Here is a 21,866-nt window from a genome sequence, read left to right as displayed (position 1 = left end):
GTCAGTAGCGGGCTTCGGTGGGGGTGCGATACAGGTCCAGCAGATACTCGTCCTTGGCCGGCGGCATCTGAAAATAGAACCCCTTTTCCTCGATCGCCGCCATCACCTCGGCGCCGCTGGCGCGCGCCAGCGCCTTGTCGGCGGTGAGGATCATGGTCATCACCGATACCGGCGTGCCGAAGCGTTCCATCAGCGCTTCGGGGACCCGCTTGAGCCCCTCGCGCTTGTCCACGTAGAGATACATCTCGTCCTTGCGCGAGCTCTTGAAGATCTCGCACAGCATCTTGCCCTGCATCGTCGTCATGTCGGTCTACTAAGATTAACCTGTTGATTCGTATGGATAACACCGATCCTATGAGGGCATTTTACCATGTCACCTTTTGAATGACCCTCCCTATCGTCCTGCGCAAAGTGGATCACCAAAGTGGATCACCAAGAGACCTGTAGAGGGATGCTGCCCAGCACCTACCAAGGTCTACCTATCCCTATTGATCCTCATTGCCTAATTTACAGGTTCATGCATGGCAATAAGGATATTCCAGATGCCCATTGACGAGAACGGTGTTCATTCCTCTGTACGTCTGAATGTAGGGGATACAACCAGTATTCATAAGAGCTTATTCCCAAACAATATTCAGGTAGGTGCCCGTTATATATCGCCAATTGATTCTGATCACTGGATATTAAAGCCCGATGATGGAGGTGATACTTATCCTTGTGTAGTTCTCGTTGACGATGTTGTAGGTGACTATGTTCAGTGCGTAGTGGTAGAGACCTACCGCGATTGATAGGGAAGTCTACAAAGCCCCCTGACGGTTACCCTTGCAGGGGGTCTATTCAGTGGGATATTCAGTTGAATATGACGGTTAGTCCCCAACACTCCCCCCTACCAAGAGACCTATAGGGGGCTGCCCAAGTCTTCGTACAGCCCCTGCCATGGTCACTACCGCGACAAAACCTTGAGCAAATCGAGGATTGACGCTTCTGTCATGGCTAGAACACCTGTCTTTTCTGCCAATTGCCAAGCTGATTTTGTATAACCAGCATTAGCAACAACAATTGCAAGACCAGTTCCATAATACTGTCTAGCTGAAAATGCCTCTTGAACCGCCTTATTACCGATTTTAGAACTATAGTGCTTCGCCTGAATAACTGCTGACAAGCCTATTCCCTTTACTATCAAGTCTGCACCTTGATCACCAGAACCCTTGGTCACTTCGGCATGCATAGTAGTTTCATTATTAATACGCGCAGCAAGGTACTTTTCAAATTCCCAGCCTGACATCACTTCAAGCATATTGTTAGAGTTAGTTGTAGATAGGATCGAATCTTCATGAATCAAGTCGTCACTATAATTTTGTCGCTCCACTAACTCACAAGCAAACTCTATCCAGCATGTTTTGTAATAATCAAACTTAGTGCATTCATAATAATCATGCATAGAATAAACAACATTATTACCGATTACTTTATAAGCAAAGATGCGCGCCTCTCTAAAGTTTTTGCTTAAAAATCTGGAAATTCGATCTAGATATTTATCTTCGGCATATGATGATAAATGATCCTTCCACGAAGAATCATGCCTATCACCGAATTCGTCGTAAACAATCAAACTATCTTTGGCACTCAAAAGAACATTCGCATCCTTTACTGCCCTATCAGACCAAACTTTAGCAAAGGCATATGACTGGATAAGCTTTGTCAGGAATAATTGACCAACAAAGTCCTCCGATCTTATGATTTCTTTCTTCAATCCTAGAAGAGACAGCTTAACTTGAGATTTCTGCAAAAACAGATCATCCTCAAGAAAGAATTTTATATATGCCCTAGTAGGGTCATCTAAGAAAGTATCGAAAGAGACTTTATTAGCAATATAAGCTAGAGACCAAGGCAGAACACCTTCAAGCTTTGAAAACTTATAGTATCTGACAGCGAAATCTCTCACTGTCCTTTTATGCGACAAATCTGATGACACTTTGTCAATATCAATTTCTATTTCCATCCCCACCCTCCTCTAAATATACTAAGCAGTATAGCATTGTATGCGACAGCAGCTTTCAACCATTCCTATACTTGGGTTAATCCCCCACGAATACCCCCTCTAGAAACCATTTCCATAATCTACGCCATCCTTACCAAAGAATCTAAAAACCCTTGGCAATGTAACAGAATAATCTATAGAAATTGCTTGCCACACCCTCTCAAGTAGTAGCAAAGACCTCGAAACCAGTTCCAATAATATTTGTTATGTTAAATAAGAAAGCTCACATGCTTAGAACAGTTGGTAAGCACCTCTCCCCTACTGCCGAAGGTACTGGCAAAAACTGGGGATATTTCTGTTAATAACTCATCAAGACTCATCAACACTGGATAGCAATTATTATCGATTGAATCGCACAATTTTTATGGGACAAGCCCAATATATATTATTTATACTCTATAGAACCACTCTTCCCTTACATGTAACGACTATTAAAGGTATTAACAAAGGGTATTGATCAATGATAGTTAGTCACTAACCAGTACCCTTACAAGCTACTTACCACTTAATGTAACAAACGCTATTCATGCTCCAACACTGACAACCTATCGAATATCTCTTCAATCTGTTGACTCTGGAAGACCTCATCACCATCTGTCCAGTCATGTTGAAGGATATTATCTTGATGGTCAGTGTAAGCACCATGACCAATCACTAGGAACAGTGTTGCTACAAGAGCATAGAGAATCTTGATATGCATTGTTTACCTCTCTAAGATCGTGCCAGATACTGCTGTAGTACGAACAATCTCTGTCCAATGGTTAGAAATTTCTTCTTTGATGCTATCAACATCACTTGCACCATTGATCTCTAGAGTTGGTGAGATGGTCTGGTGATAGACGTTGGTTGTACCATTCATAGGCTGACCATTGCGGTCGATAGGTGGTCCGAAAGGAACCTGATTAGGATCACTGATACCACCTTGAGCATTAAGCATTGGCGCGATAGCTTGTCTAGCACGTTCCATGTTGCTAGAAAGACCTTGGATAGCATTAGGACTAAGCATCAGCATATCCGCAGAGAGGGAACCTGATGAAGGCCCAAATCTCACATGACTTAACTCCATAGCTGGCGGTAGTACATAGTTGATCTTGTTGATCACTCCATTGATAAATCTCTCTGCGATGTCCTGTAGGTGATCTACAAGAATATCTGAGATGCCACTGACCTTGCTTTCCCAAGATGTATCAGACCTAATGGTGTCGATAATATCTGCTACCCTATTGACCCATACTGAAATGTCATTCATCACATCAGCGGTATTCATAAGCGGATTTTCGAAGTCAATTCCGTCAAATGATTCGGAAAGATTACCGATACTATTCAAAAGATTGCCAAAGGCATTTAGACGATCACGAGCAATAGGACCAAGATAGTCAAACAGTTCACCAAGCTCTTCAAAGAACTTATTCATGTTACCAAGAGACTCTTGCATCCCGGTGTAGATTGAACGCATAGCGCTATCAAGACCATGCTTATTCACGGTAGCATTTGAGAGAAAAGCAACGTTTCCTGCTCGCTGTTGCTCTGCCGCTGTACTGGTACGCCTGCTATCTAGCGCACCACCTACGTTGGCACGACTTACCATCAAATTCATCAAACTTGGCAAAAGCTTTTGGGCGCTTATCGCTCCTGCTTCCATTTGATTCATAAACTCAGGGATGGTCATTCCCATAGACTCTGCAAGCATTTGGCGAGAAACACCATGTTCGGTGAGCTGATTGACTTCCTGAGCTTGCAAAAAATTATTTGCACCGATTTGCCCTAGTGCGAGCTGCACAGAAGCAACACGATCTTGTGAGAGACCCATGCTGGTTGCCCATGCAGTCATCTGCGTGAACATCTCCATAGCCTGCCCCTCTACAGAAGAGCCTTTTAGGGCGTTAGACCATGAGCGATACCCTTCGGCTACTCCCATAAAGCTCTGCCCGAAGTACTGAGCAACGCCGTACAAATCCTTAAGACGCTCGCTAGCACCCTGTACAGAGCCTTCTAGAGCGGTGAATGATGCCCTGACAGACTCAAGACGCTGGTAGGCTTCGTTAGACGAGTACATTGCCATACCTGTACCCACAGCAGCAGCAGCACCCGCCATAGCTGGTCCAGACATCATCCTCGCAGCGCCGCCCATGGTCGCACCCATAGTAGCTGCCCTAGAGTGCCCAATACCTGACCTACCAGCAGCAACGCTAGAAGCTCCACCAGAACGCACATGATTAAAGGCTGTATTCGCTTCGACACTGGCCTTTCTGAGGCTACGCATTCGTGTATTCATCTCGCCAAGCAGCCTGTTACGACGCTCCAGGGAGACGTTACCAGCGTGGTACTCACGATTGATCTTCATGTAGTCTTGGCGTAGCTGATAAAGCTTTCCGCGCTGACTGTTCAGACGCTTCTCAATAGCTACCAACCCTGCAATTTGGCCTTTGGTACGCTTGGTGGTATTGTCATGAAGTTTCTTTTCGTATTCCCTGACTTTCTTATTCGCGCTTTCTAGGTTTTTCTGGAACTGTCGAAGCCCCTTATAGTCAACCCTATAGCTAAGATCAGCATAGAGCGATGCGATTTTCTTACTCATAATTCACCTCTCAAAGTAGTGTTTTTCCGCCAAGTCTGCTCAACCTCTGACGTGCCGAAGGATCAGAACCAATCTTGACGTTGCTTTGGATCACTAGCTTATCGAGAAAGGTGTTAACGAGGTCCGCACAGCTATCTGGTACATCATCTTTTCTTGACCTTGTTGAACGTGATCCATCGAATAACTCAAGCTCTCGCCATTGGTCATCTTCGAAGACTCCACGAACAACATGTACTCTGCCCTCCTGTACCGCTTGGATGAAGGGAATGGCACGATTTATCTTAGAGTTGCTTGTCTTTTGGAGTACTGTCTTGCTACCGCACTTGAGAAGCTTCGCTTTTCTTTGCAGCGCAACCTGTTTACCTGCTGCACCAGAATCTACAGGAATACTAACAACGCACTGTCTACCATCTTCCCTAGCGGTCCTAAGCATGACTTCTTCAACCACTGCAAAAGACTCGAACATCCTAACCATATCGGTAATGTAAATATCACCAGTGTCAGGACTGTACTTACCTTTAATTCCCACAGTAGCATCAGGAGACATTTCACCATTCTCACCAATACGACTGGCTGCGAAATCCCAAGCCCTAACCTCTACCAAGTTACCTGTAAGAGGTACATCTGAACGGTCGATAAGGTGAAACATCTCTTTCTTGATGTAGCCTTTATGATCAGTACTCTTCCAGCAGCCATGAAGAAGCCTGTCGCGCTCATCGGGCTTGAAATTCTCCATAGTAGTGACTGCCATCTGATCGTATTTCAGAGCGAAAGGATTATCATAGATACGAGCATGTATCGCTGTGAAGGTCATCGCATTCTTAGCAGCGACCTCGCCAAAGCGCTCTTTCATTTCTTTCTTGGTATCAGCAAATACCACTTCACCATTAACTACCGAAAAAAAGACTTCCTTACCGTTCTTTTCGGGGATCTCAAAACCTGTCTCAGGGTCAACATAGCCAGCTTTCTCAAGCCATACCCGCATAAATGAGTGGTAAGATGGATTCCCAGTAGCCTTCATTTGCTTGGCTTGACGAGATGAACCACGAAGACGATTAAGCAGATAGAGGATGTCATCTTCGGTAATATCTGGATCACAAATCTCATCAACGACAATCATTGTATTGTTAGAACCCTGGTGTAGCTCTTCAGCTTTACCGGCTTGTAGATGTCCATATTTAATAGAGCTACCGATAGGGAATTTGAACGTATACTCGACGCCGTTAGAGGTCGCAGAGAACTTAGGGAAAAGCTTTTTAGACATATCCCATAGTCCACCACTCTGCTTGACCTTTCTCAACGAATCACGGATAACCGTTGCTGTAAAATATTCATCGTCAACAGCGCCTACTAGAAGATTCATGATACTGTAGTAAGTCTTTGCAGCGTTCTGGCCACCTCCATAAAAGACAAAATTACTCTTGCAATTCACAAAGCTTTCTTGTTTATCGCTTAGTGGCGCAATACAAGGAATATCTGAAAGAGTGTCCTGATCAATTGCTAGGGAATATGGACGCTCCTTTTTGTTATTAGCCATTTCATACCTCCAAATAAAAAAGGGGCAAGGCAAGCGCCCCACCCCTTTCTTTAGATACTTAAGATCAAGCAGCAGTAAAGCTCAGATCAACCACGGCTCCGGGCGCAGTGATCAGGGGTAGCCAATTACTCTCACTTTCGACATCTACATGCTGACGCTTGGCACCCATCTGCGAGTATGCATAGCGCTCTGCCAGAGGTGCAGACTGGAAGTCGATACGGCTAGAGGGACCAGCGAAGAAGCTGCCAAGGCTGCCGCCAGTGACCTTCGGGAACATCACACCAGTATCATCGGCAAGAACTTGATCGACGTTACCAGCACGATCTTGGAAGGTCTGGTCATAGAGGATGAAGTCGATATTTCCCCAGCGGAACACGCTATGCCCGTTAAGCTCGGGGATGTTCAGCAGCAGAGGATTGCCATTCGGGAACGCCTGACCATTTTGATAGGTCTCGCTAAGGGCGTTAGAAGTGACTAGAAATTCCCACATCTGCTCGGAAACCAGAGCCGTATAGCCCTGCACAAGGCCACGACCATTCACGCCACTTCGCGCCTTCTTCATAGCGCTACGCAGACCACCAAGCAGGTTCGCATCGGTAAGGTCTTCGGTAGGACGACTGATGGAGAACTCGCTAGAGAAGTCCACTACCCCATGCACGTTGGAAGAGACCTGATTCTTGATCAGCGCGGAAGCCATCAGATATTCTTTGGTCAGGTCCAGGTGGTTAGATTGCTTCTCAAGCTCGGTAGCAATAGCCCGTGAAAGCTGTTCTTCACCTTCCTGACCAAATGCACGAACACCGCTCAGCATCTGACGGGTAAGCGCCTTGGAAACGCTCTGATGCATCAGTGGCAGAGTATGGATGTCGTATTTGGTATCAGTGGTGCTGTTCTTCTCTTGCACGCCCATTAGATGGTCTTCGAGTACGTACAGAGAGCCGTCCTGTTGAACGTCAAACTGGATACTGTCGCTGCCGACAAGCTGTGTAGAGCCGAAGACGCCCAAGCTACCGATGAGGGTGGGCAGAGATTTCACCTTTGCGATGCTGGCTGTGCGATCAACTACTTCAGTGTTACTCAGAATACTCATAATATTGATTCCTATTTTTATTTGTGATTAAAGCTTTACGACGACAATCTGCATTGCTCGCAGGAGGTCATTCACGGTGCCTTCATCGGCGTCTCCATACGCCAGCTTGTAGCCATCCACGGTGGTAGGCTGTCCATTGGAGAGAACAGAAACGGTGTCGCCGGATACACAATCCTTGGTGACGATGCCCATAACAGAATCCGAAGTGGCAGAGACAGCACTACTGGGGCTCTCGATAATGTCGCCCTCACTGAAGTCAGCAGATACGACGACCTGACGCATAGTTACGTCATGCTCACCACCCATTTCAATAATAAAACTCGGACCGTTACGACCGATATTACTTTCTACTTTAGCCATTTTAATTACCTCAATTGCTGTATTTATCGTTAAGATATTGGTCAACAAGATCAACAAGATCCTGCTCTTCTTCAGCTTCCGCATCTAGTTCATGGTCAGCTTCGGAAGTTTGTTGCTCAAAGAACTCTTTGTGTTCTACAAGCTTCTGGATTTCAGATTCTTTGAAAGCAAGAAGCTCTAGAATTGAATCCGATAATTCGTACTGATGAAGAAGTTCCATAGCAGGAAGTACCTGATCGACAATTTCATCTTTGTAGACGAACTTGATAAGCTTGTCTCGTAGGAACTCCCGATCTGCCTCTTCGGCAGCTTGTGTAGCTTCTTCAAGCTCTTTCTCTTGTTTGAATGCGCTAAACTGACGCATGTATTCCATCATGCTCATAACCTTACCCCTTATTGTTTTGAAAGAGTTCATCAAGCCAACACCATGATTTTTGTCCAGGGTTGATAATCGCTGGAATGATTTTGTTCTTCGCTTGGTTATCTTTCTCCATGTCCTTGAGGCGCTGTTGTAGGAAGGTAAGGTTCTGTTGGTATACCTCAATACTTCCCGTTCTCTCGCGTGTTGGAGAAAGGCTTAGATAAGCAATGATGTTATTGGTTATCTCAATAGCAACCTCAAGCTCTGACATTCCCTCATTAAGGTAATATAGGTAAATGTCATCCTCGAAGTAGTAAGGCTCGTCAATATCACCTGTTAGAAGTCTGATTCGCCCTACGTCTGAAGTTGGATCAATCATAGTTGCTTCTCCTCATCAGCCCGCTCAACAGGATCAGCAGAACTCTCTGTATTGAGAGTCTTTGAATAATCTGCCATCGGAGCATTGCCGACTTCACGAAGATAAGATTCGATATTCTGATCAGGAGTAATTAGACCTGCCATGGCTAGACGATTGAAGTACTTGGAAACTGTCTCAAAGTCAGGGTCTTCGACATTCTCAAACTTAATCTTTGGAAGATGCTTATAGTCGAGACTGTTCAATTCAAAGCACTTCTTAATCACCTTAAGAAGCTGATCAGAGATTGTTGCTTGAATTGTTTTCACGAAGAGCGCCACGATATTTGATTTTTCTTCAGCTAGAGAATAACTACCTGAGGCACCATTACCAAGCTCTAGAATATTTGCCATCAAACTCATCAACATTTCGCTGTTCAATCGTTCGATAGTGCTGTCTGCTGTATAGTCGTTCGCTTGAATCTTTGAGATTGTTGAAATATCAAACTCTGATTGGCCACCATGGTTAACGTCACTTGGCATAGCAGCGTATGAACGGGCACCAGAATGAAGAAGCTCCATACTCTCAAGCAGATATTGCATATACTGGGCTTGATCTGCATCGCCTTCGTTGGTCAGATAACTATTCAGATACTCTGAAGGAGCCTTCAGCAAGAGTGTATTGCCGAATGATTTCGCAATTCCGATAAGTTGATACTGAGAAATCACTGACTTTGACTTATAAGGAACATAGGCAGACTGGAGCAGTGAGCAGCCCAAAGGTCGGTCTGTAGAGGGGAACAGCCTAAAGAATGCCAGCTTATCACCTCTGACTTCTACGGGCTCAAAGTTAAAAGATTCGATGATGTCTGAACCATCATAAGGATTGTTTACTTTTACTTTGGCGAGTTTACCTTGGTCGAAGCTCCACTTAGCAACGTCCTGTACGCGAATAGGGGTAAGATTCTTTACTGAAGTTACTCCACCCTCTCGCTTGTATGTACACTCGAACAAGGCACATCCATATGATAGAAACGATAAAATATTTCCGACAAATTCTCGCTTGGTATAGCTTTCTAGGTTGTCAAAGCTATCATTGATCTCCTGCACCACTTTCTTTTCAAAATTTGTTGAATCTTTATGTGGGACAAGTTCGAAGTCACGGTTCAGCAGACTCTTGAGGTACATCAAGGCTGCATTAAGAACAGGCTCGCTCTGCTCCATCTCAAAGAATGTCTTGAAAGCGTTATCGAGAGATAGCTCTTTACGCGATAGCTCAATAACTTCATTGGTAAGGTCTGCTACGCGTGTTTGTTCTGTTGATAGTGTTCTAAAATTAGCCATTATGCTCCTCTTGGTATTGTTCTAAACCCCGTCGAACTTTTGCTACGTATCGTTCAAAGGACATACGCTTTTGCGAATTCTCAATCATGTAGTATTCCTGAGATTTCAAATACAAAAAATGTAGATCGTAGGGGTGGTGGTTGAATAGATGCGATAGAAAATCAAAAGTGCCCTTTGTAGCAGGCACTGAGAAATGTTTATCCATAAAAACTAGCGCACCAATATCTTCAACTGATGAATATGGGCACTCTTCGCAGGGTGTGAATTCAAAATCGCTCTTAGCCATATACTGTCTCCCTACCCGCTTCCCAGTCATTAGCAAGCGGTTCAAGAATCCCGTGCAAGATATAATTGGCGAGATGAAGATTGAACGTTGGTTCTTCTTTCCACTGACCTAGCGAACGTTGCCCAGCATCGAGGATGAGCCACTGGTAATACTTATGAGCGTCTTCAGGAGTCCTACAACGGGGCTTCTTAACAACATGGTGCTTACCACTTGGAAGAACGTAGAAAGGCGCATAGCGCTTCTTACCAAGGCATTTAACACCAACAGGAAGACCTTCAAGGGGCTTTTGATCACAGACCATACAAAGGAAGATGATGGCATCGGGAATGCCTTCGAATGCGTTGTAATCCATCATTCTTCCCCCTTCTTCTTTCCATTGCAGTTTACGCAGCAGCTATTGCAGGTATAACGGATGGTTTTATTCTGCTGGCAGTTCTTGCAAAACCCACCGATATAGAACTTGAAACCAAGTCGCAAGGCATCTTGACGTGAGATATAGATATTCTGTTTGTTCATTGCTTCAATTCTCCATAGAATTATTTTTTTATATGGCTTTCTTTAAACGATCACCCTGATAAGTCCTGACAAAAAGGTGACAGAGACCCCCGCCTATGAAGACACGGAATAAAAGGATCTCTGCCGAAAATCACCGAAGTGAAACAGGAGGATTGATAGCAAGACCAATCAGGCTAATCTTTGGAAGGGTGCGCCCTAAGAGCCACTTAGGACGGCTTTAGCTCTGTTAGTAGGAGGATAAAAAACCTAACAGAACATTTTGAATAGGTTGTGCATGTAAGGATGCCTCACCCTCGAATGCACGCCGAAAGCCTACCCCGCAACTGAACGGAAGGCTCTCCACTTCAAACTATAAAGCCATCCCTGCCAAGCACCTTAAATTGGCGAGGACTGTTGCCCAGCGCACAAGGATTACTCAGACTTTATAGTTCACATTGAAAGCATGGCTGTTCGACGGCTGGCATGATTCTTACAACCTGTTATCCAGTACGAACCATGCTCTCAAATTTGAATAGGTGCCCATATAGCGCTTAGGAGGACGCAGAATGGACGCTGAAAACTACCCTGGCAGTTGGTGGGCAATTCTCCGCATAGCCTAAAGGGCTAATCTTAAGAGACCTTGAGGTCTTTCAAAGCAACATAGGCGGGATTGATTGAGAAGTCTGTCTTGCTCTCTTCTGACAGGTCTTTGAAGAGATACCATTCTTTAATCGCTTGTTCACGAGACTTCGTATATGACACCTTCCAAGCATAATTTGGATTGATATGGATTCTACACTGACCTTTCTCAATCTCCTTGTTATCTCGGCATGATTCGTATTCGATTAGGCTTCCAGCGATATTCAGACGCCTATGAAGATTTGATCTATCAGTGCCCAACATCTCACAAAGTTCTTTAACCTCGATCTCTACTACGTTTTCGTAGGAGATTTTACTGATCAAAGCTTTGATAAGCTGGTACTTTGGCTTACTGAACTTTGGAGCACCAGAACGATTTAGGTGCCTATAATCCTTAGATAACGAGTAAATTTCATCAGTGTCATCCATTACTGCTGTTGCTTTGTACATCTCTTTCTTTGTGATATTCATCATTGTTAGGTTCCCCTATAAGTCGATTCCCCACACCCCACAACTCATAGGGGATGTTTCTTAGGCAGCTTCTTTAAGCATCCTCTTAAGCTTTGGACCACCATAGATTAAGTAGTCATCAAAACTGAATGATTCACCACCGGGATTATTCTTTTTCCATTTGTTAAACTGTTGCATCTTGGTACGCCGTGTTTTCGAATCAATGCTGATAGCTTCTGAAGCCTTAGCAACCTTACCTTCACGTACTTGGCGTTTGATTCCTTCAAGCCAGTCTTGGGCCATCTTGCGCATACGTGGGCAGAGGATTACTGCAATCATTTCCTTGCCACTCTGCTGATCCCGAATACAGCCCCTGAAAAGCCACTGGATAAGGCTGGAAAGCTCCCATTCAGCAGCAGGCATAGATGAACCATTGCGACTGAAATAGCTCTGTACAGCCGGTTGAATGCGCTTATCAAGGCCATACACCATCAACCTACAATGGCGGTACTCGTTCGTTCCAAGCGTTGTATGAGACAGGAAACAAGCAGGAACCTCCTTACCTTGTGAGTCCAGCTTGGTGTATTGTCCGATCTTGATAGTGTTAAGCCAATCAATAGTGCTCTCACCATCTGGATTCTTGAAGGTGGTGAACAAGGTTTCATCAAGGCCAATCTCATAGTCTTTCATGGCTTGCTTGATATGCTTGTTGATCTCACTACGGATAGGACCAACATTGTTCTTCATGCCTTCCTTGCTAAGACGATACTCTTCAATGCTGTAGTCATCAGGGATAACCAGATGATCGGCAATGTACTTGTAAATATCCAGAACACGATCTTCATCAAGGTCTAGAATTTCAGCATCAACACCCTGGACCTTGAGGTAATTTGCCATGATGGATGATTCCCACCGATAGGTAAGGACCAATACACGATCAAAGCACTCAAGGAAATTAATGCTTACTTCCATCACCACGTAACGACCTTCAATGAAGTAAAGCATACCAGTGTCACAAAGGTTCTTTAGATGCTCATGGTGATGATATGCACCTTGATTCCCTTCAAATTCCTTACAAGAGTTCCACTGAACCTTGCCAGTGTCTTCGTTAACAATGATGTATTCATTCTCTACATCAGCCTGAAGAGCCTTACTGCTAAGGCGGTTGTCATTGACAGGCTTAACAAGGTCAATTGTTTCATCAAGTACAAGCACCTTCTCACCACGACGCATGGGAAGATTCTTAATGCTGTTGAAGTGCTCTTGAGTAAGATTCTCAAACATCGCATGAGTAGTCACCACTGATCCTTGACGCTGCTTAAGGATATTCAGAAGGTCTTGAGACTTGGTTGTCTTCTCATCACACGGTTCAACAAGCTTGTTACCTTCAGGAAGATACTGGTTAGCGCCCTTCTCTTCGCATTGGTAACGCTTCACCTCATCAAGATATGGCAGCATGACAAAGTAGAAATTGTCAGGCTCAGAACTGATCATCTTGATTGCAGAAGTGGACTTCCCATAAGACATGATTGCTGATAAAACTTGTACTTTCATTGTTAATCTCTCCTGTAGTTTTTATGGCATAGGAATCTCCCACCAGTGATGGCTAGTCACAGTGTATATGATAAAGATTCTCGATTAGTTTATTTCAGACACAAGAATAACCAGAATGTAGTCCCCTTTTGAAGACATCATCTGGTTGACTGGTGTTTAATTTTTTACCGCTATCTAGTCATTAGTATATGGCAATATCATAATATTGTCAATAGATTTCTTACGCTAGATGCTAACTCTTTCTCTTTTATCTATGAATATCATAACAGTCACAACGTAAATCTGTCAATACTTTTATTACGCGTTATACCCGTCAATGTACAGAAGAGATTGTATTCTGTCAACAGTTAATAACGATTCTCATCTGTTGAATACCCTTCTAGGACACCTCAAAAATGCTACAACCGCCTTTTGGAATTTCAGCCTTACGAAGAGTGTACTTGGAAGATAGTGAATTTTAGCGTCTATTTACAAACACTTATAAGCACGATCTCGTCAGAAGTGAAAAATGCTACATCCCTAGAAAGGGTAATAAGGTTTTAAGATTCTTGGAAGGTTCTGCTAAAGCTATGGCTTACGCCAAGTACCTTAGCACGATGTTCCACGGACTAGAGAGGACACTAGAAGAAAAGGGAGGGAAACAGGATATAATCCCCTCCCCTCTTAGAAAGTCTCTCTTAGGATTGCTTAGAAGACACCTACAGTACCGTGTCTAACGACAGTGATCTGTAGAGATACTTCTAAATATACTTAAGAACACCTTAGAAGGTGAACACGGTTGTATGTCATCAACCATCGTGTTCCATTAGAAGAATCCTTCTAAGACTCTTATACCCTTGGTATCTCCTGTTGTGTCCCTGTCGGAGACAAGCCTTCAACATGTCTTACCAATAACCTATAAAACCATTTCTAGGCAATTCTATACCCTATTTCTGTTGCTATCTTCCAAGAGGCATAATTTACCATCTCAGAATAGATCGTCGTTTTTGAGGTATAAATTCCCCGCATTTCACCAGATATCCTTTTGAATTACCCTATTACCTACAGTGTTAGAATTCCTGACGGGTATAAAATACCCTATATAGCTCTAAAACTCTCTATAAGGCTCTCTAAGCGTTTCTATACTTAACATGGGTGATTTATCATGCTGGGATATATCGTTGCTTAGAAAGCCTTATAGGAGCTTCTAGGGTTATATTAAGCCCTATCCTGTAGTGAAGGTATCTTATTAACTACCTCTACCAGACTTCTAGGATCATTCAAACGCTTACCATATATATCATAGGTGATGGAATTAGTAGAATGCCCTAACAGGGCTGCTGCAAGGGATACATCAACACCTTCTGTCTTGAGACAATGGCTTACTGTATGTCTGAAGCTATGAAAAGTCTTATTGGGACCAATATCAAGGCTTCTAAGAAGCTTACCAAACCACTGTGATAACTGTGCGGAGAATGAATTACTCTTGGTTATTCTCAACATAGGGAATACCCTTTCATCCTTGACAGAAGAAACATAATCCATGAATCCAGTGTTAATCAGTTCTTGGTGTATTGGTACTAACCTTTCTGAATAACCATTCTTCAGTCTCTGGTAAGGCTTATCTTCTCTGAAGTGAATACACCATACATCATTGACCTTGTAAATATCATCTTTGCTTAACATACATGCTTCATTGATTCTACAGCCTGTATAGTAAGCAATGTAAGGAACCCAATATCTATCTGGTCTAATGTTAGGTGTTGTTTCCAGTGTTAGGAAGATCCTCTTAAGGTCTTCTCTGGTGAATATATCACGGTAAGAGGATGCTTGTTGCTTACGCTTTATCTTGATGCCTCTAAAGACATTGCTATCAACATACCCTTCCCTTTCACACCAACTGAAGAAAGAAATGATATTAGAACAGTAATTGTTGAAGGTGGTGACAGATATGGTCTGGTCAGGATACCCCTTCTTAGGAAGCTTCAAAGCTTTATCCCTGAAGGTTCGTACATCATTCTTGGTGTAACGATCTACCTGTTTATCTCGTGTAAGGCTAATGAGGAGCTTAACAGCATACTGAGTCTTGTATATGGTGCTTGGGAGGACCGCTGATAGAGTCTGATGATGTTCATGCTTTGCTAGGAGGGTAGACAAGAGAAGTCTCTTATCCGTCTTGGCGGGCTTCTTAGGAGGGCGTACAGGAGAACCCTCCCCAAGCATCGAGAGGGCTTGTAGAAACGCTTCAGGCTGCCTTCTGAGGGCTTCCCTTTTGAGTTTGGTCCCTAATGACCTGCGCAGTTCCCTCTTGCCGTAGAGGCTTCTCTGGCTGTCATTAAGAACCATTCTCAGGTAGAACGTACCATGTCGATCTCTTACTAGGTAGGCCATTCTGTATCACCTTTATGGATTACAAGGGTTTACAGAACCGGCTTTCCATTTCTAATCAACAGTTTACAGACATTCTGACAATTACATCTCGTCCTTGCGCGAGCTCTTGAAAATCTCGCACAGCATCTTGCCCTGCATCGTCGTCATGTCGGTCTCATCGGGCGCCACCTGGGCTGCCCTGTCGGTCTGGTGGGCGTCCTTTCGATTTATCGGACGCCTCGTCGTTGCTGTTAGTGTTTCGTCAGCCTGGTCGAGTCCTTCTTTCTAGCCGGCTTGGGCCAACTCCCCCAGGGCTCCTTCAAGGCGCTCATTGAGCCGCTCGCCACGCCAGCCACCGGGCAGCGGCAGCGGCTGGTTGCGCAGGCTGGCGGTGACCAGGGCTTCCAGCTCACGCCGGCGCAGCAGCACCTCGGGGGCGACGCCCAGCGACTCGGCGTCGAGATTGACCACCTTCTTGAGCGCCTTCATGCGCGACTTGAACGGCGGCAAGGTCGGTGCCAGCGGCGCAGGCGCAAGCTCCGAGGCCTCTCGGTGAGCGGCCTGCTTGACCATCGCCAAGAGGTTGTCGCCCTCTCGCTTGATCAGGGTCGGCTTGACGCCCTCCACCGCCGCCAGGTCATGACGGTTGGCCGGCATCTTCTCGGCGATGGCGTAGAGCACACGATCCTGGATCACCCAGTTGCGCGGCAGGTCCCTGGCCCGGGCCTCGCCCTCGCGCCAGGTGGTCATCAGACGGTAGGCCTCGACCTGACGCGGGGCCAGCCGCCATAGCTGACGCTGGCGCAGGTACCACTGGCCGTCGCTTTCGCTGGAGCGCTGCGACTGGGCCACCAGGTCGGTGCAGTCCTCCAGCACCCACTCGAGTCGACCGTGGCGCTCCAGCGACTCACGCTGGTGCTGCCACACCATCAGCAGGTAGACCACGTCCAGCGCCGCGTAGCTCAGCTGGGAATCGCTCAGGGGGCGCTCCAGCCAGTTCGAACGGGTCTCTTCCTTGGGCAGCGTCTCGCCCACCCAGAACTCCACCAGCCGCTGGTAGCCCATGGCGGCGTCTTCGCCCAGGAGCCCCTGGGCCACCTGGGTGTCGACCAGCGGCGTCGGCGCGACCCCGGCCCAGTGGCCGAATACCTCGAGGTCCTCGCTGCTGGCGTGCAGCAGCTTCAAGGCGTCATTGGTCAGCAGTTGCCGGCAACGCTCGGTGCAGGCGACCTCCAGCGGGTCGATCAGATAGGTGGCGTCGCCACCGTAGATCTGGATCAGTGCGGGAACCGGGTGAAAGGTCTTCTCGCGAAAGAACTCCGTGTCCAGCGCCAGTACCGGTGCCTGGGACAGCGCCTGGCAGGCGTCGTCGAGAGCGTCGGCGCTATCGATCCATCGAATATCAGGGATTACAGGCATTCAAGCATCCATTTGAGGCAACAACGTTCGCCCGACTTATTCACTGTCGAAGGGCAGGCGACCGGAAAAGGCGCGGCTCAAGGTCCCGCCGTCGACGTACTCGAGCTCACCCCCCATGGGAACACCATAGGCCAGACGCGACAGACGTGCACCGTGGCGCTGGATCTGGGTGGCGATATAGTGGGCGGTGGCTTCGCCTTCCACGGTGGGATTGGTCGCCAGCACCACCTCCTCGATCAGACCTTCTTCCATCAGGGTCTCGAGCTGATCGAGACCGATGTCCTCGGGCCCGATACCGTCCAGCGGCGACAGGTGGCCGTGCAACACGAAGTAACGTCCCTGAAAGCCGCCGGCCTCCTCGATGGCCAGCATATCCGCCGGCGACTCGACCACACACAGCAGGCTGTCGTCCCGACGCGCGCTCTGACAAAGCCCGCACAGCGGCTCTTCGGTCAGGGTCCGGCAGCGCTGGCAGTAGCCTACCCTTTCGACCGCCTCACGCATCACCTCGGCCAGACGCTGGCCGCCTTCACGCTGGCGCTCCAGCAGGTGCATGGCCATGCGCTGGGCGGTCTTGGGCCCGACGCCCGGCAGCACGCGGAGTGCGTCCATCAATTGCTCGACCAGGGGAGAAAAACTCATGGGCAAACTCGTCCAGCGCCGGGCAAACACTGCGTCCGGCGGATACACTCTCGCCCGGGCCAGTCGCTGGCCCGAGTCGCGTCAGGGTCGGCTTAGAACGGCATCTTGAAGCCGGGCGGCAGGTTGAGGCCCGAGGTCACCTCTTCCATCTTGGCCTTGGAGCTGGTCTCGACCTTGCGCACGGCGTCGTTGACCGCAGCGGCCAGCAAGTCCTCGAGCAGTTCCTTGTCCTCTTCCATCACCGACGGGTCGATCTCGACCTTGCTGACGTCATGGCGGCCGTTCATGGTCACCTTGACCATGCCGGCGCCGGCTTCACCCAGCACCTCGGCCTTGGCGATTTCTTCCTGGACCCGCTGCATCTTGTCCTGCATTTCCTGGGCCTGCTTCATCAGGTTACCCATTCCACCTTTCATCATGGTCCGATCCTCTCGTTTTAAACTGTCAGGCGCAGACGCTCAGCGTCTGGCCTTGCGGGTCTCGCCGGCGGGGGTCACGGTGGACTCCACCAGCCTGGCGCCGAATGTCTGCTGCAATTGTTGAATATGGGGATCACGCTTCAAGGCCTCAACCGCTTCGGCGTGGCGTTCCGCTGCCAGGCGTTCGGCCATCTGCCGCGGGGTCTCGACGCTGGTGTCGAGCTGACGCACCTCGATCTCGAGTCGACGGGGATACCCCAGAGCCTCGAGGGCATCGCGAATCCGGTTCTGGTGAACCTCGGCGTTCATCGCCGATTGCGACGGGTCCAGATGCAGATGTAGCCGTTCACCGTCGTCGGCGGCCACCACGCAGTGGGCGGCAAGGTTACGGGTCAGGCCCGACACGCCAAGATCATCGAAGTGGGCCAGCCAAGCGCTGTGAGTCAGCGCCCCTGTCGACGTCGCGGTAGTCTCGCCGGCGGCGAGCTCTGCGGCGTGCTGCTGGTGCTGCGAGGCCTCGTCGACCATCGCCTCGGCCGCCCTCTCCTCGACCTCGGCGTCGGGCTCAAGGCTTGGCTCGGGGCTGGGCTCTGCGCTTGGCCCAAAGCTTGGCTCAGGGCTGGGCTCTTCGCTACTCGCTTCGCTCCCGGCGACCGCAGGCGTTTCGGCCAGGTGCGGTTCAACCGGGTGCGGTTCGGTCGGGAGCGGCTGGTCCTGTGTGGACGCCATCGCTTGCCCGGCCTGGGCCTCGGCGGACGGCGTCTCGGCCAGGCCGACCGGCTCGCTGGCGACGGCGGTGGGCGCGTCAGCGCCCGGCGTAGGGTCCTCGGGAGCACCGCCCTCCCAGGGCGGCGGCACGTCACTGGCGTGGTTGTTCGCACGATAGTCGGCTTCGCCACCACTATCATCGCGACTGTCTGGCGCCTCACCCGGCATGGGCGCAGGCCCATCGACGGGCGCCGGCGCGGCATCGACACTGGCCTCGACCGGCGCCGCCGTCTGCGCCTGGGTCTCGGACGGGAATGGCGCACCAGGCTCGGGCTGTGGTTCAGGCTGCGGTGCGGGCTGAACGTGAGGTTGAGCCTCGGGCTGAGTCTGAACCTGGCCGTGAGGCTGAGCTCGGTTCTGGGCTTGGTTCTGGGCTTGGCTCTGAACTTGTGTCTTAACTTCGGGCTGCGGTTCGCTCCTAGAGTCAGGCTGCGCGGTAGACGCTGAACCCGCCTGCGGCGCTGCCTCGCCGCGCATCGGCAGCGGCGTCCGGGCGGGCCTGGGCACGCCCTGGGGACGAAACGCCAGCATCCGCAGCAGGGTCATTTCCAGGGCGGTACGCAGGTCTGGGGCGTGGGCCATGTCGGCACGCCCCTGCACTCCGATCTGATAGTAGAGCTGCACGTCCTCGGCGGCGAAGCGTCCGGCCAGCTCAAGCAGCGCCTGACGGTCGCCGTGGCCGTTGTCCAGCGCCGACGGCACCATCTGACCGATCGCCAGGCGGTGCAGCACCGCCGTCAGATCGTCGAGCACCGCGCCGAAGTCCGGGCCCTGCTCGGCCAGGCTCGCCACCTCCTGGAGCAGCCGCGCGGCGTCCACCTCGGCCAGCGCCTCGATCAGCGCCAGCACGTGGCGATGGTCGAGGGTACCGAGCATGGCGGCGACGTCGGCGTGGCGTACCTCACCCTGGCCGAAGGCGATCGACTGGTCGGTCAGACTCATGGCATCGCGCATGGAGCCGGCGGCGGCCTTGCCCAGCAGCCACAGTGCAGACTCCTCGAAGGGTACCTGCTCGGCTTCCAGCACCTTGGACAGGTGGCCGACGATACGCTCCGGCGGCATATGCTTGAGGGTAAACTGCAGGCAGCGCGACAGCACCGTCGGCGGCAGCTTCTGCGGATCGGTGGTCGCCAGCAGGAACTTCACATGGGGCGGCGGCTCTTCCAGGGTCTTCAGCAGCGCATTGAAACTGCTGGTGGAGAGCATGTGCACCTCATCGATGAGGTACACCTTGTAGCGACCCTGGGTCGGCGCGTACTGAACATTGTCGAGCAGCTCGCGGGTGTCTTCGACCTTGGTCCGAGAGGCGGCGTCGACCTCGATCAGGTCGACGAAGCGGCCCTGGTCGATGGACTGACAGCTATCGCAACGGCCACAGGGGGTCGAGGTCACGCCGTCGTCACCTTCTCCCTTGTCGGTGCAATTGAGGCACTTGGCCAGGATACGCGCCAGGGTCGTCTTGCCGACACCTCGGGTCCCGGTGAACAGGTAGGCATGGTGCAGGCGGCCCTGGTCCAGGGCATTGACCAACGCCCGCTGGACATGCTCCTGCCCCACCAGTTCATGGAAGGTGCGAGGCCGCCATTTGCGGGCCAGTACCTGATAGCTCATTGAACGTTCTTTCCTGCGGCTGGGCTTTGGGCCAGGCGACCCGCTGAGACAACGCGGCGGGAGCGAGGCGGCGTGGCGGTCACGCGACGGTGTTTCCCGCCCGATGGTCGTGGCATTCTACCGGGTGGGGCCTTGGGCGCAAAGGCCAAGGGGGTTCACGCCGTTGAAGCGGCACCTCACACCTGTGCGCCCGTCTGGCGTTGCTCGCATCCGCCACTGGTGAGAGGTACCCGCAGCCAACCGACGGTAGCGTCCCGCCTTCCATTGCCACAGGACCCTTCATGTCTGACTCCGCGCCCACCTCCTATGAGACGCCCCCCACCGCGAAGCGACGGCTTTCGCCCTCACGGCGACTGAAGGTACTGCTGACGCTGGCCATCGTCGCGGTGATGGCACTGTCCTGGCTCGATGTGCTCGATCGTGCGACCCAGCGTCAGGTCGAGGGCGCCACTACCCAGGCGCTGCTCGCCTTCGCTGCGGCCCGGGGGCTCAATGCGGGCATCTCGGTGCTGCAGTCGACCGAGATGGGCGTTGGCGTGTCGACCCATCCCTTCGAGGCGCTGGACCCCTTCAACGACCTGGTGGAGGACTACGCCAGCGTGATGAAGCTGGCCATCGGCTCACTGATCGGCCAGACCCTGCTGCTGGAAATCACCGGCTCTCTGATGTTCAAGATTGCCCTGAGCCTGGCCGGGGCCTTGCTGATCCTGTGCCTGTGGCGAGACTGGCGGCTGACGCCACTGGCGTGGAAGGCCTTCGCACTGATCGGACTCGGCCGGTTTCTGCTGCTGATGACACTGGTGGCCAGCACCCTGGTGGATCAGGCCTTTCTCGATGAGCGCACCAGCGCCAGCATGGCCGAGGTCCAGGGCCTGTCCGAAGAGGTCCAGGCCACCGGCCTGGCAGAGGCCGGCGATGCCCTGACGCCACAGCAGCGCGAGCGGCTTGAGGCCGAGATGTCCGATACCGACCAGCGGCGCCAGCAACTGCGCGAATCGCTGATCGAGACCAATCGACAGATCGGCAAGGCCGAGGACGCGGTGGAACAGAGTCGCGGTCGGCTGTCGCTGTTGACCGCCCGGCTGAGTCTGACCGAGCGCCTCAACCCCTTCCACGACAACCCCGAGATCGAGCGCCTCGAACAGCAGCTTGGCCAACGGCGACAGCGCCTGGCCGGGCTCACCGACGAGCGCGAGGGCCAGCTCGCCGAGCTCGCCGCAGTGGACCGCGAACGCGATACCCTGCGCCGCCGCCTGGCGGGCGAGGACCCGGACGAAGGTCTGTTCGACGGCCTGGCCGAGCGCATCGGAGCCCTCACCGACGGCCTCAGCATCAGCGCCATTCAGAGCCGGATCGAATCGGGCACCAACGCCATCCTCCAGTTGATGGCGCTGTTTGTGATGCGCACCCTAGTGATTCCGCTGCTGTTTCTGTGGCTTGGGCTGAAGCTGTTCAAGGGGCTGTATTCGCGGCCCGGGGCATCCCTTCGCCTACCACCACCCGCACCGGAGCGGGTGATCCATCCGCCGCCCCAGGCAGACGTCGAGTCGCGAGACTGAACGCCGCCCT

Annotated in this window: 21 protein-coding genes; 2 read left to right on the top strand and 19 right to left on the bottom strand. The window is 50.4% G+C overall.

Translation table 11 applies throughout. From position 1 onward, the window contains the following. Nucleotide 1: 1 nt before the first annotated feature. A complete protein-coding gene (locus C9F12_RS00455) occupies nucleotides 2-304 on the bottom strand; it encodes a YcgL domain-containing protein (RefSeq protein ID WP_083970450.1) in 303 nt (100 codons plus the stop codon). A gap of 238 nt (nucleotides 305-542) precedes the next feature. Here C9F12_RS00455 and C9F12_RS22415 point away from each other — a divergent pair, with 238 nt between their 5' ends. Beyond that, nucleotides 543-788, top strand: a complete 246-nt coding sequence (locus C9F12_RS22415; protein WP_162816349.1) for a hypothetical protein — start codon at nucleotides 543-545, stop codon at nucleotides 786-788. A 155-nt stretch (nucleotides 789-943) separates the two neighbouring features. Here the strand turns inward: C9F12_RS22415 and C9F12_RS00450 are convergent, their stop codons facing one another. From C9F12_RS00450 to dnaX, 18 genes are all read right to left on the bottom strand, one after another. Beyond that, a complete protein-coding gene (locus tag C9F12_RS00450; RefSeq protein ID WP_108447639.1) occupies nucleotides 944-2,002 on the bottom strand; it encodes a restriction endonuclease in 1,059 nt (352 codons plus the stop codon). 559 nt (nucleotides 2,003-2,561) lie between these two features. Beyond that, nucleotides 2,562-2,741, bottom strand: a complete 180-nt coding sequence (locus C9F12_RS00445; protein WP_108447638.1) for a hypothetical protein — start codon at nucleotides 2,739-2,741, stop codon at nucleotides 2,562-2,564. A gap of 3 nt (nucleotides 2,742-2,744) precedes the next feature. Beyond that, nucleotides 2,745-4,619 carry a tape measure protein gene (locus C9F12_RS00440; RefSeq protein WP_108447637.1) on the bottom strand — a complete coding sequence of 625 codons (1,875 nt, stop codon included), beginning with the start codon at nucleotides 4,617-4,619 and terminating at the stop codon, nucleotides 2,745-2,747. 10 nt (nucleotides 4,620-4,629) lie between these two features. Beyond that, nucleotides 4,630-6,156: a terminase family protein gene (locus C9F12_RS00435; RefSeq protein WP_108447636.1), complete on the bottom strand. Its 1,527-nt coding sequence runs from the start codon at nucleotides 6,154-6,156 to the stop codon at nucleotides 4,630-4,632. A gap of 64 nt (nucleotides 6,157-6,220) precedes the next feature. Beyond that, on the bottom strand, nucleotides 6,221-7,246 hold the full coding sequence (locus tag C9F12_RS00430) for a major capsid protein (RefSeq protein ID WP_108447635.1): 1,026 nt from the start codon (nucleotides 7,244-7,246) through the stop codon (nucleotides 6,221-6,223). 27 nt (nucleotides 7,247-7,273) lie between these two features. Continuing rightward, nucleotides 7,274-7,654 (bottom strand): hypothetical protein, encoded by a 381-nt coding sequence (locus C9F12_RS00425; RefSeq protein WP_162816348.1) that lies wholly within the window; start codon nucleotides 7,652-7,654, stop codon nucleotides 7,274-7,276. Continuing rightward, entirely contained in the window at nucleotides 7,617-7,988 is a 372-nt protein-coding gene (locus tag C9F12_RS00420; protein ID WP_108447633.1) for a hypothetical protein, read from the bottom strand. The genes C9F12_RS00425 and C9F12_RS00420 overlap by 38 nt, the downstream gene beginning before the upstream one ends. Before the next feature lie 4 nt (nucleotides 7,989-7,992). Beyond that, entirely contained in the window at nucleotides 7,993-8,346 is a 354-nt protein-coding gene (locus C9F12_RS00415; protein WP_108447632.1) for a hypothetical protein, read from the bottom strand. Continuing rightward, the gene (locus C9F12_RS22410) at nucleotides 8,343-9,665 is read right to left on the bottom strand and encodes a hypothetical protein (RefSeq protein ID WP_162816347.1); all 1,323 of its coding nucleotides are present in this window, start codon (nucleotides 9,663-9,665) and stop codon (nucleotides 8,343-8,345) included. Before C9F12_RS22410 ends, C9F12_RS00415 begins: the two co-directional genes overlap by 4 nt. Then, nucleotides 9,658-9,951: a hypothetical protein gene (locus C9F12_RS22405; RefSeq protein ID WP_162816346.1), complete on the bottom strand. Its 294-nt coding sequence runs from the start codon at nucleotides 9,949-9,951 to the stop codon at nucleotides 9,658-9,660. The genes C9F12_RS22410 and C9F12_RS22405 overlap by 8 nt, the downstream gene beginning before the upstream one ends. Beyond that, entirely contained in the window at nucleotides 9,944-10,306 is a 363-nt protein-coding gene (locus tag C9F12_RS22400) for a hypothetical protein (protein ID WP_162816345.1), read from the bottom strand. Before C9F12_RS22400 ends, C9F12_RS22405 begins: the two co-directional genes overlap by 8 nt. A 770-nt stretch (nucleotides 10,307-11,076) precedes the next feature. After that, entirely contained in the window at nucleotides 11,077-11,559 is a 483-nt protein-coding gene (locus C9F12_RS00400) for a hypothetical protein (protein WP_108447629.1), read from the bottom strand. Nucleotides 11,560-11,616: 57 nt separating this feature from the next. Continuing rightward, nucleotides 11,617-13,089: a hypothetical protein gene (locus C9F12_RS22395; protein ID WP_162816344.1), complete on the bottom strand. Its 1,473-nt coding sequence runs from the start codon at nucleotides 13,087-13,089 to the stop codon at nucleotides 11,617-11,619. 1,197 nt (nucleotides 13,090-14,286) lie between these two features. Then, entirely contained in the window at nucleotides 14,287-15,459 is a 1,173-nt protein-coding gene (locus C9F12_RS00385) for a site-specific integrase (protein ID WP_108447626.1), read from the bottom strand. 264 nt (nucleotides 15,460-15,723) lie between these two features. Beyond that, a complete protein-coding gene (rnd, locus tag C9F12_RS00380) occupies nucleotides 15,724-16,857 on the bottom strand; it encodes a ribonuclease D (protein WP_108447625.1) in 1,134 nt (377 codons plus the stop codon). A gap of 36 nt (nucleotides 16,858-16,893) precedes the next feature. Beyond that, nucleotides 16,894-17,499, bottom strand: coding sequence for a recombination mediator RecR (gene recR, locus C9F12_RS00375; RefSeq protein ID WP_045993210.1), 606 nt, complete (start codon nucleotides 17,497-17,499; stop codon nucleotides 16,894-16,896). Nucleotides 17,500-17,591: 92 nt separating this feature from the next. Further along, nucleotides 17,592-17,918 carry a YbaB/EbfC family nucleoid-associated protein gene (locus tag C9F12_RS00370; RefSeq protein WP_045993209.1) on the bottom strand — a complete coding sequence of 109 codons (327 nt, stop codon included), beginning with the start codon at nucleotides 17,916-17,918 and terminating at the stop codon, nucleotides 17,592-17,594. A gap of 39 nt (nucleotides 17,919-17,957) precedes the next feature. After that, the gene (gene dnaX, locus C9F12_RS00365; RefSeq protein WP_108447624.1) at nucleotides 17,958-20,297 is read right to left on the bottom strand and encodes a DNA polymerase III subunit gamma/tau; all 2,340 of its coding nucleotides are present in this window, start codon (nucleotides 20,295-20,297) and stop codon (nucleotides 17,958-17,960) included. A gap of 281 nt (nucleotides 20,298-20,578) precedes the next feature. Between dnaX and C9F12_RS00360 the strand changes: the two genes are divergently transcribed. Then, nucleotides 20,579-21,856, top strand: a complete 1,278-nt coding sequence (locus C9F12_RS00360; RefSeq protein ID WP_108447623.1) for a hypothetical protein — start codon at nucleotides 20,579-20,581, stop codon at nucleotides 21,854-21,856. Nucleotides 21,857-21,866: the final 10 nt, after the last annotated feature.

The sequence above is a fragment of the Halomonas sp. BN3-1 genome, from assembly GCF_003056325.1.
GTDB classification, from domain to species: Bacteria; Pseudomonadota; Gammaproteobacteria; order Pseudomonadales; family Halomonadaceae; genus Halomonas; species Halomonas litopenaei.
Note: the sequence above shows the minus strand (reverse complement) of the source record. Positions and strands in the feature narration are given on the sequence as shown.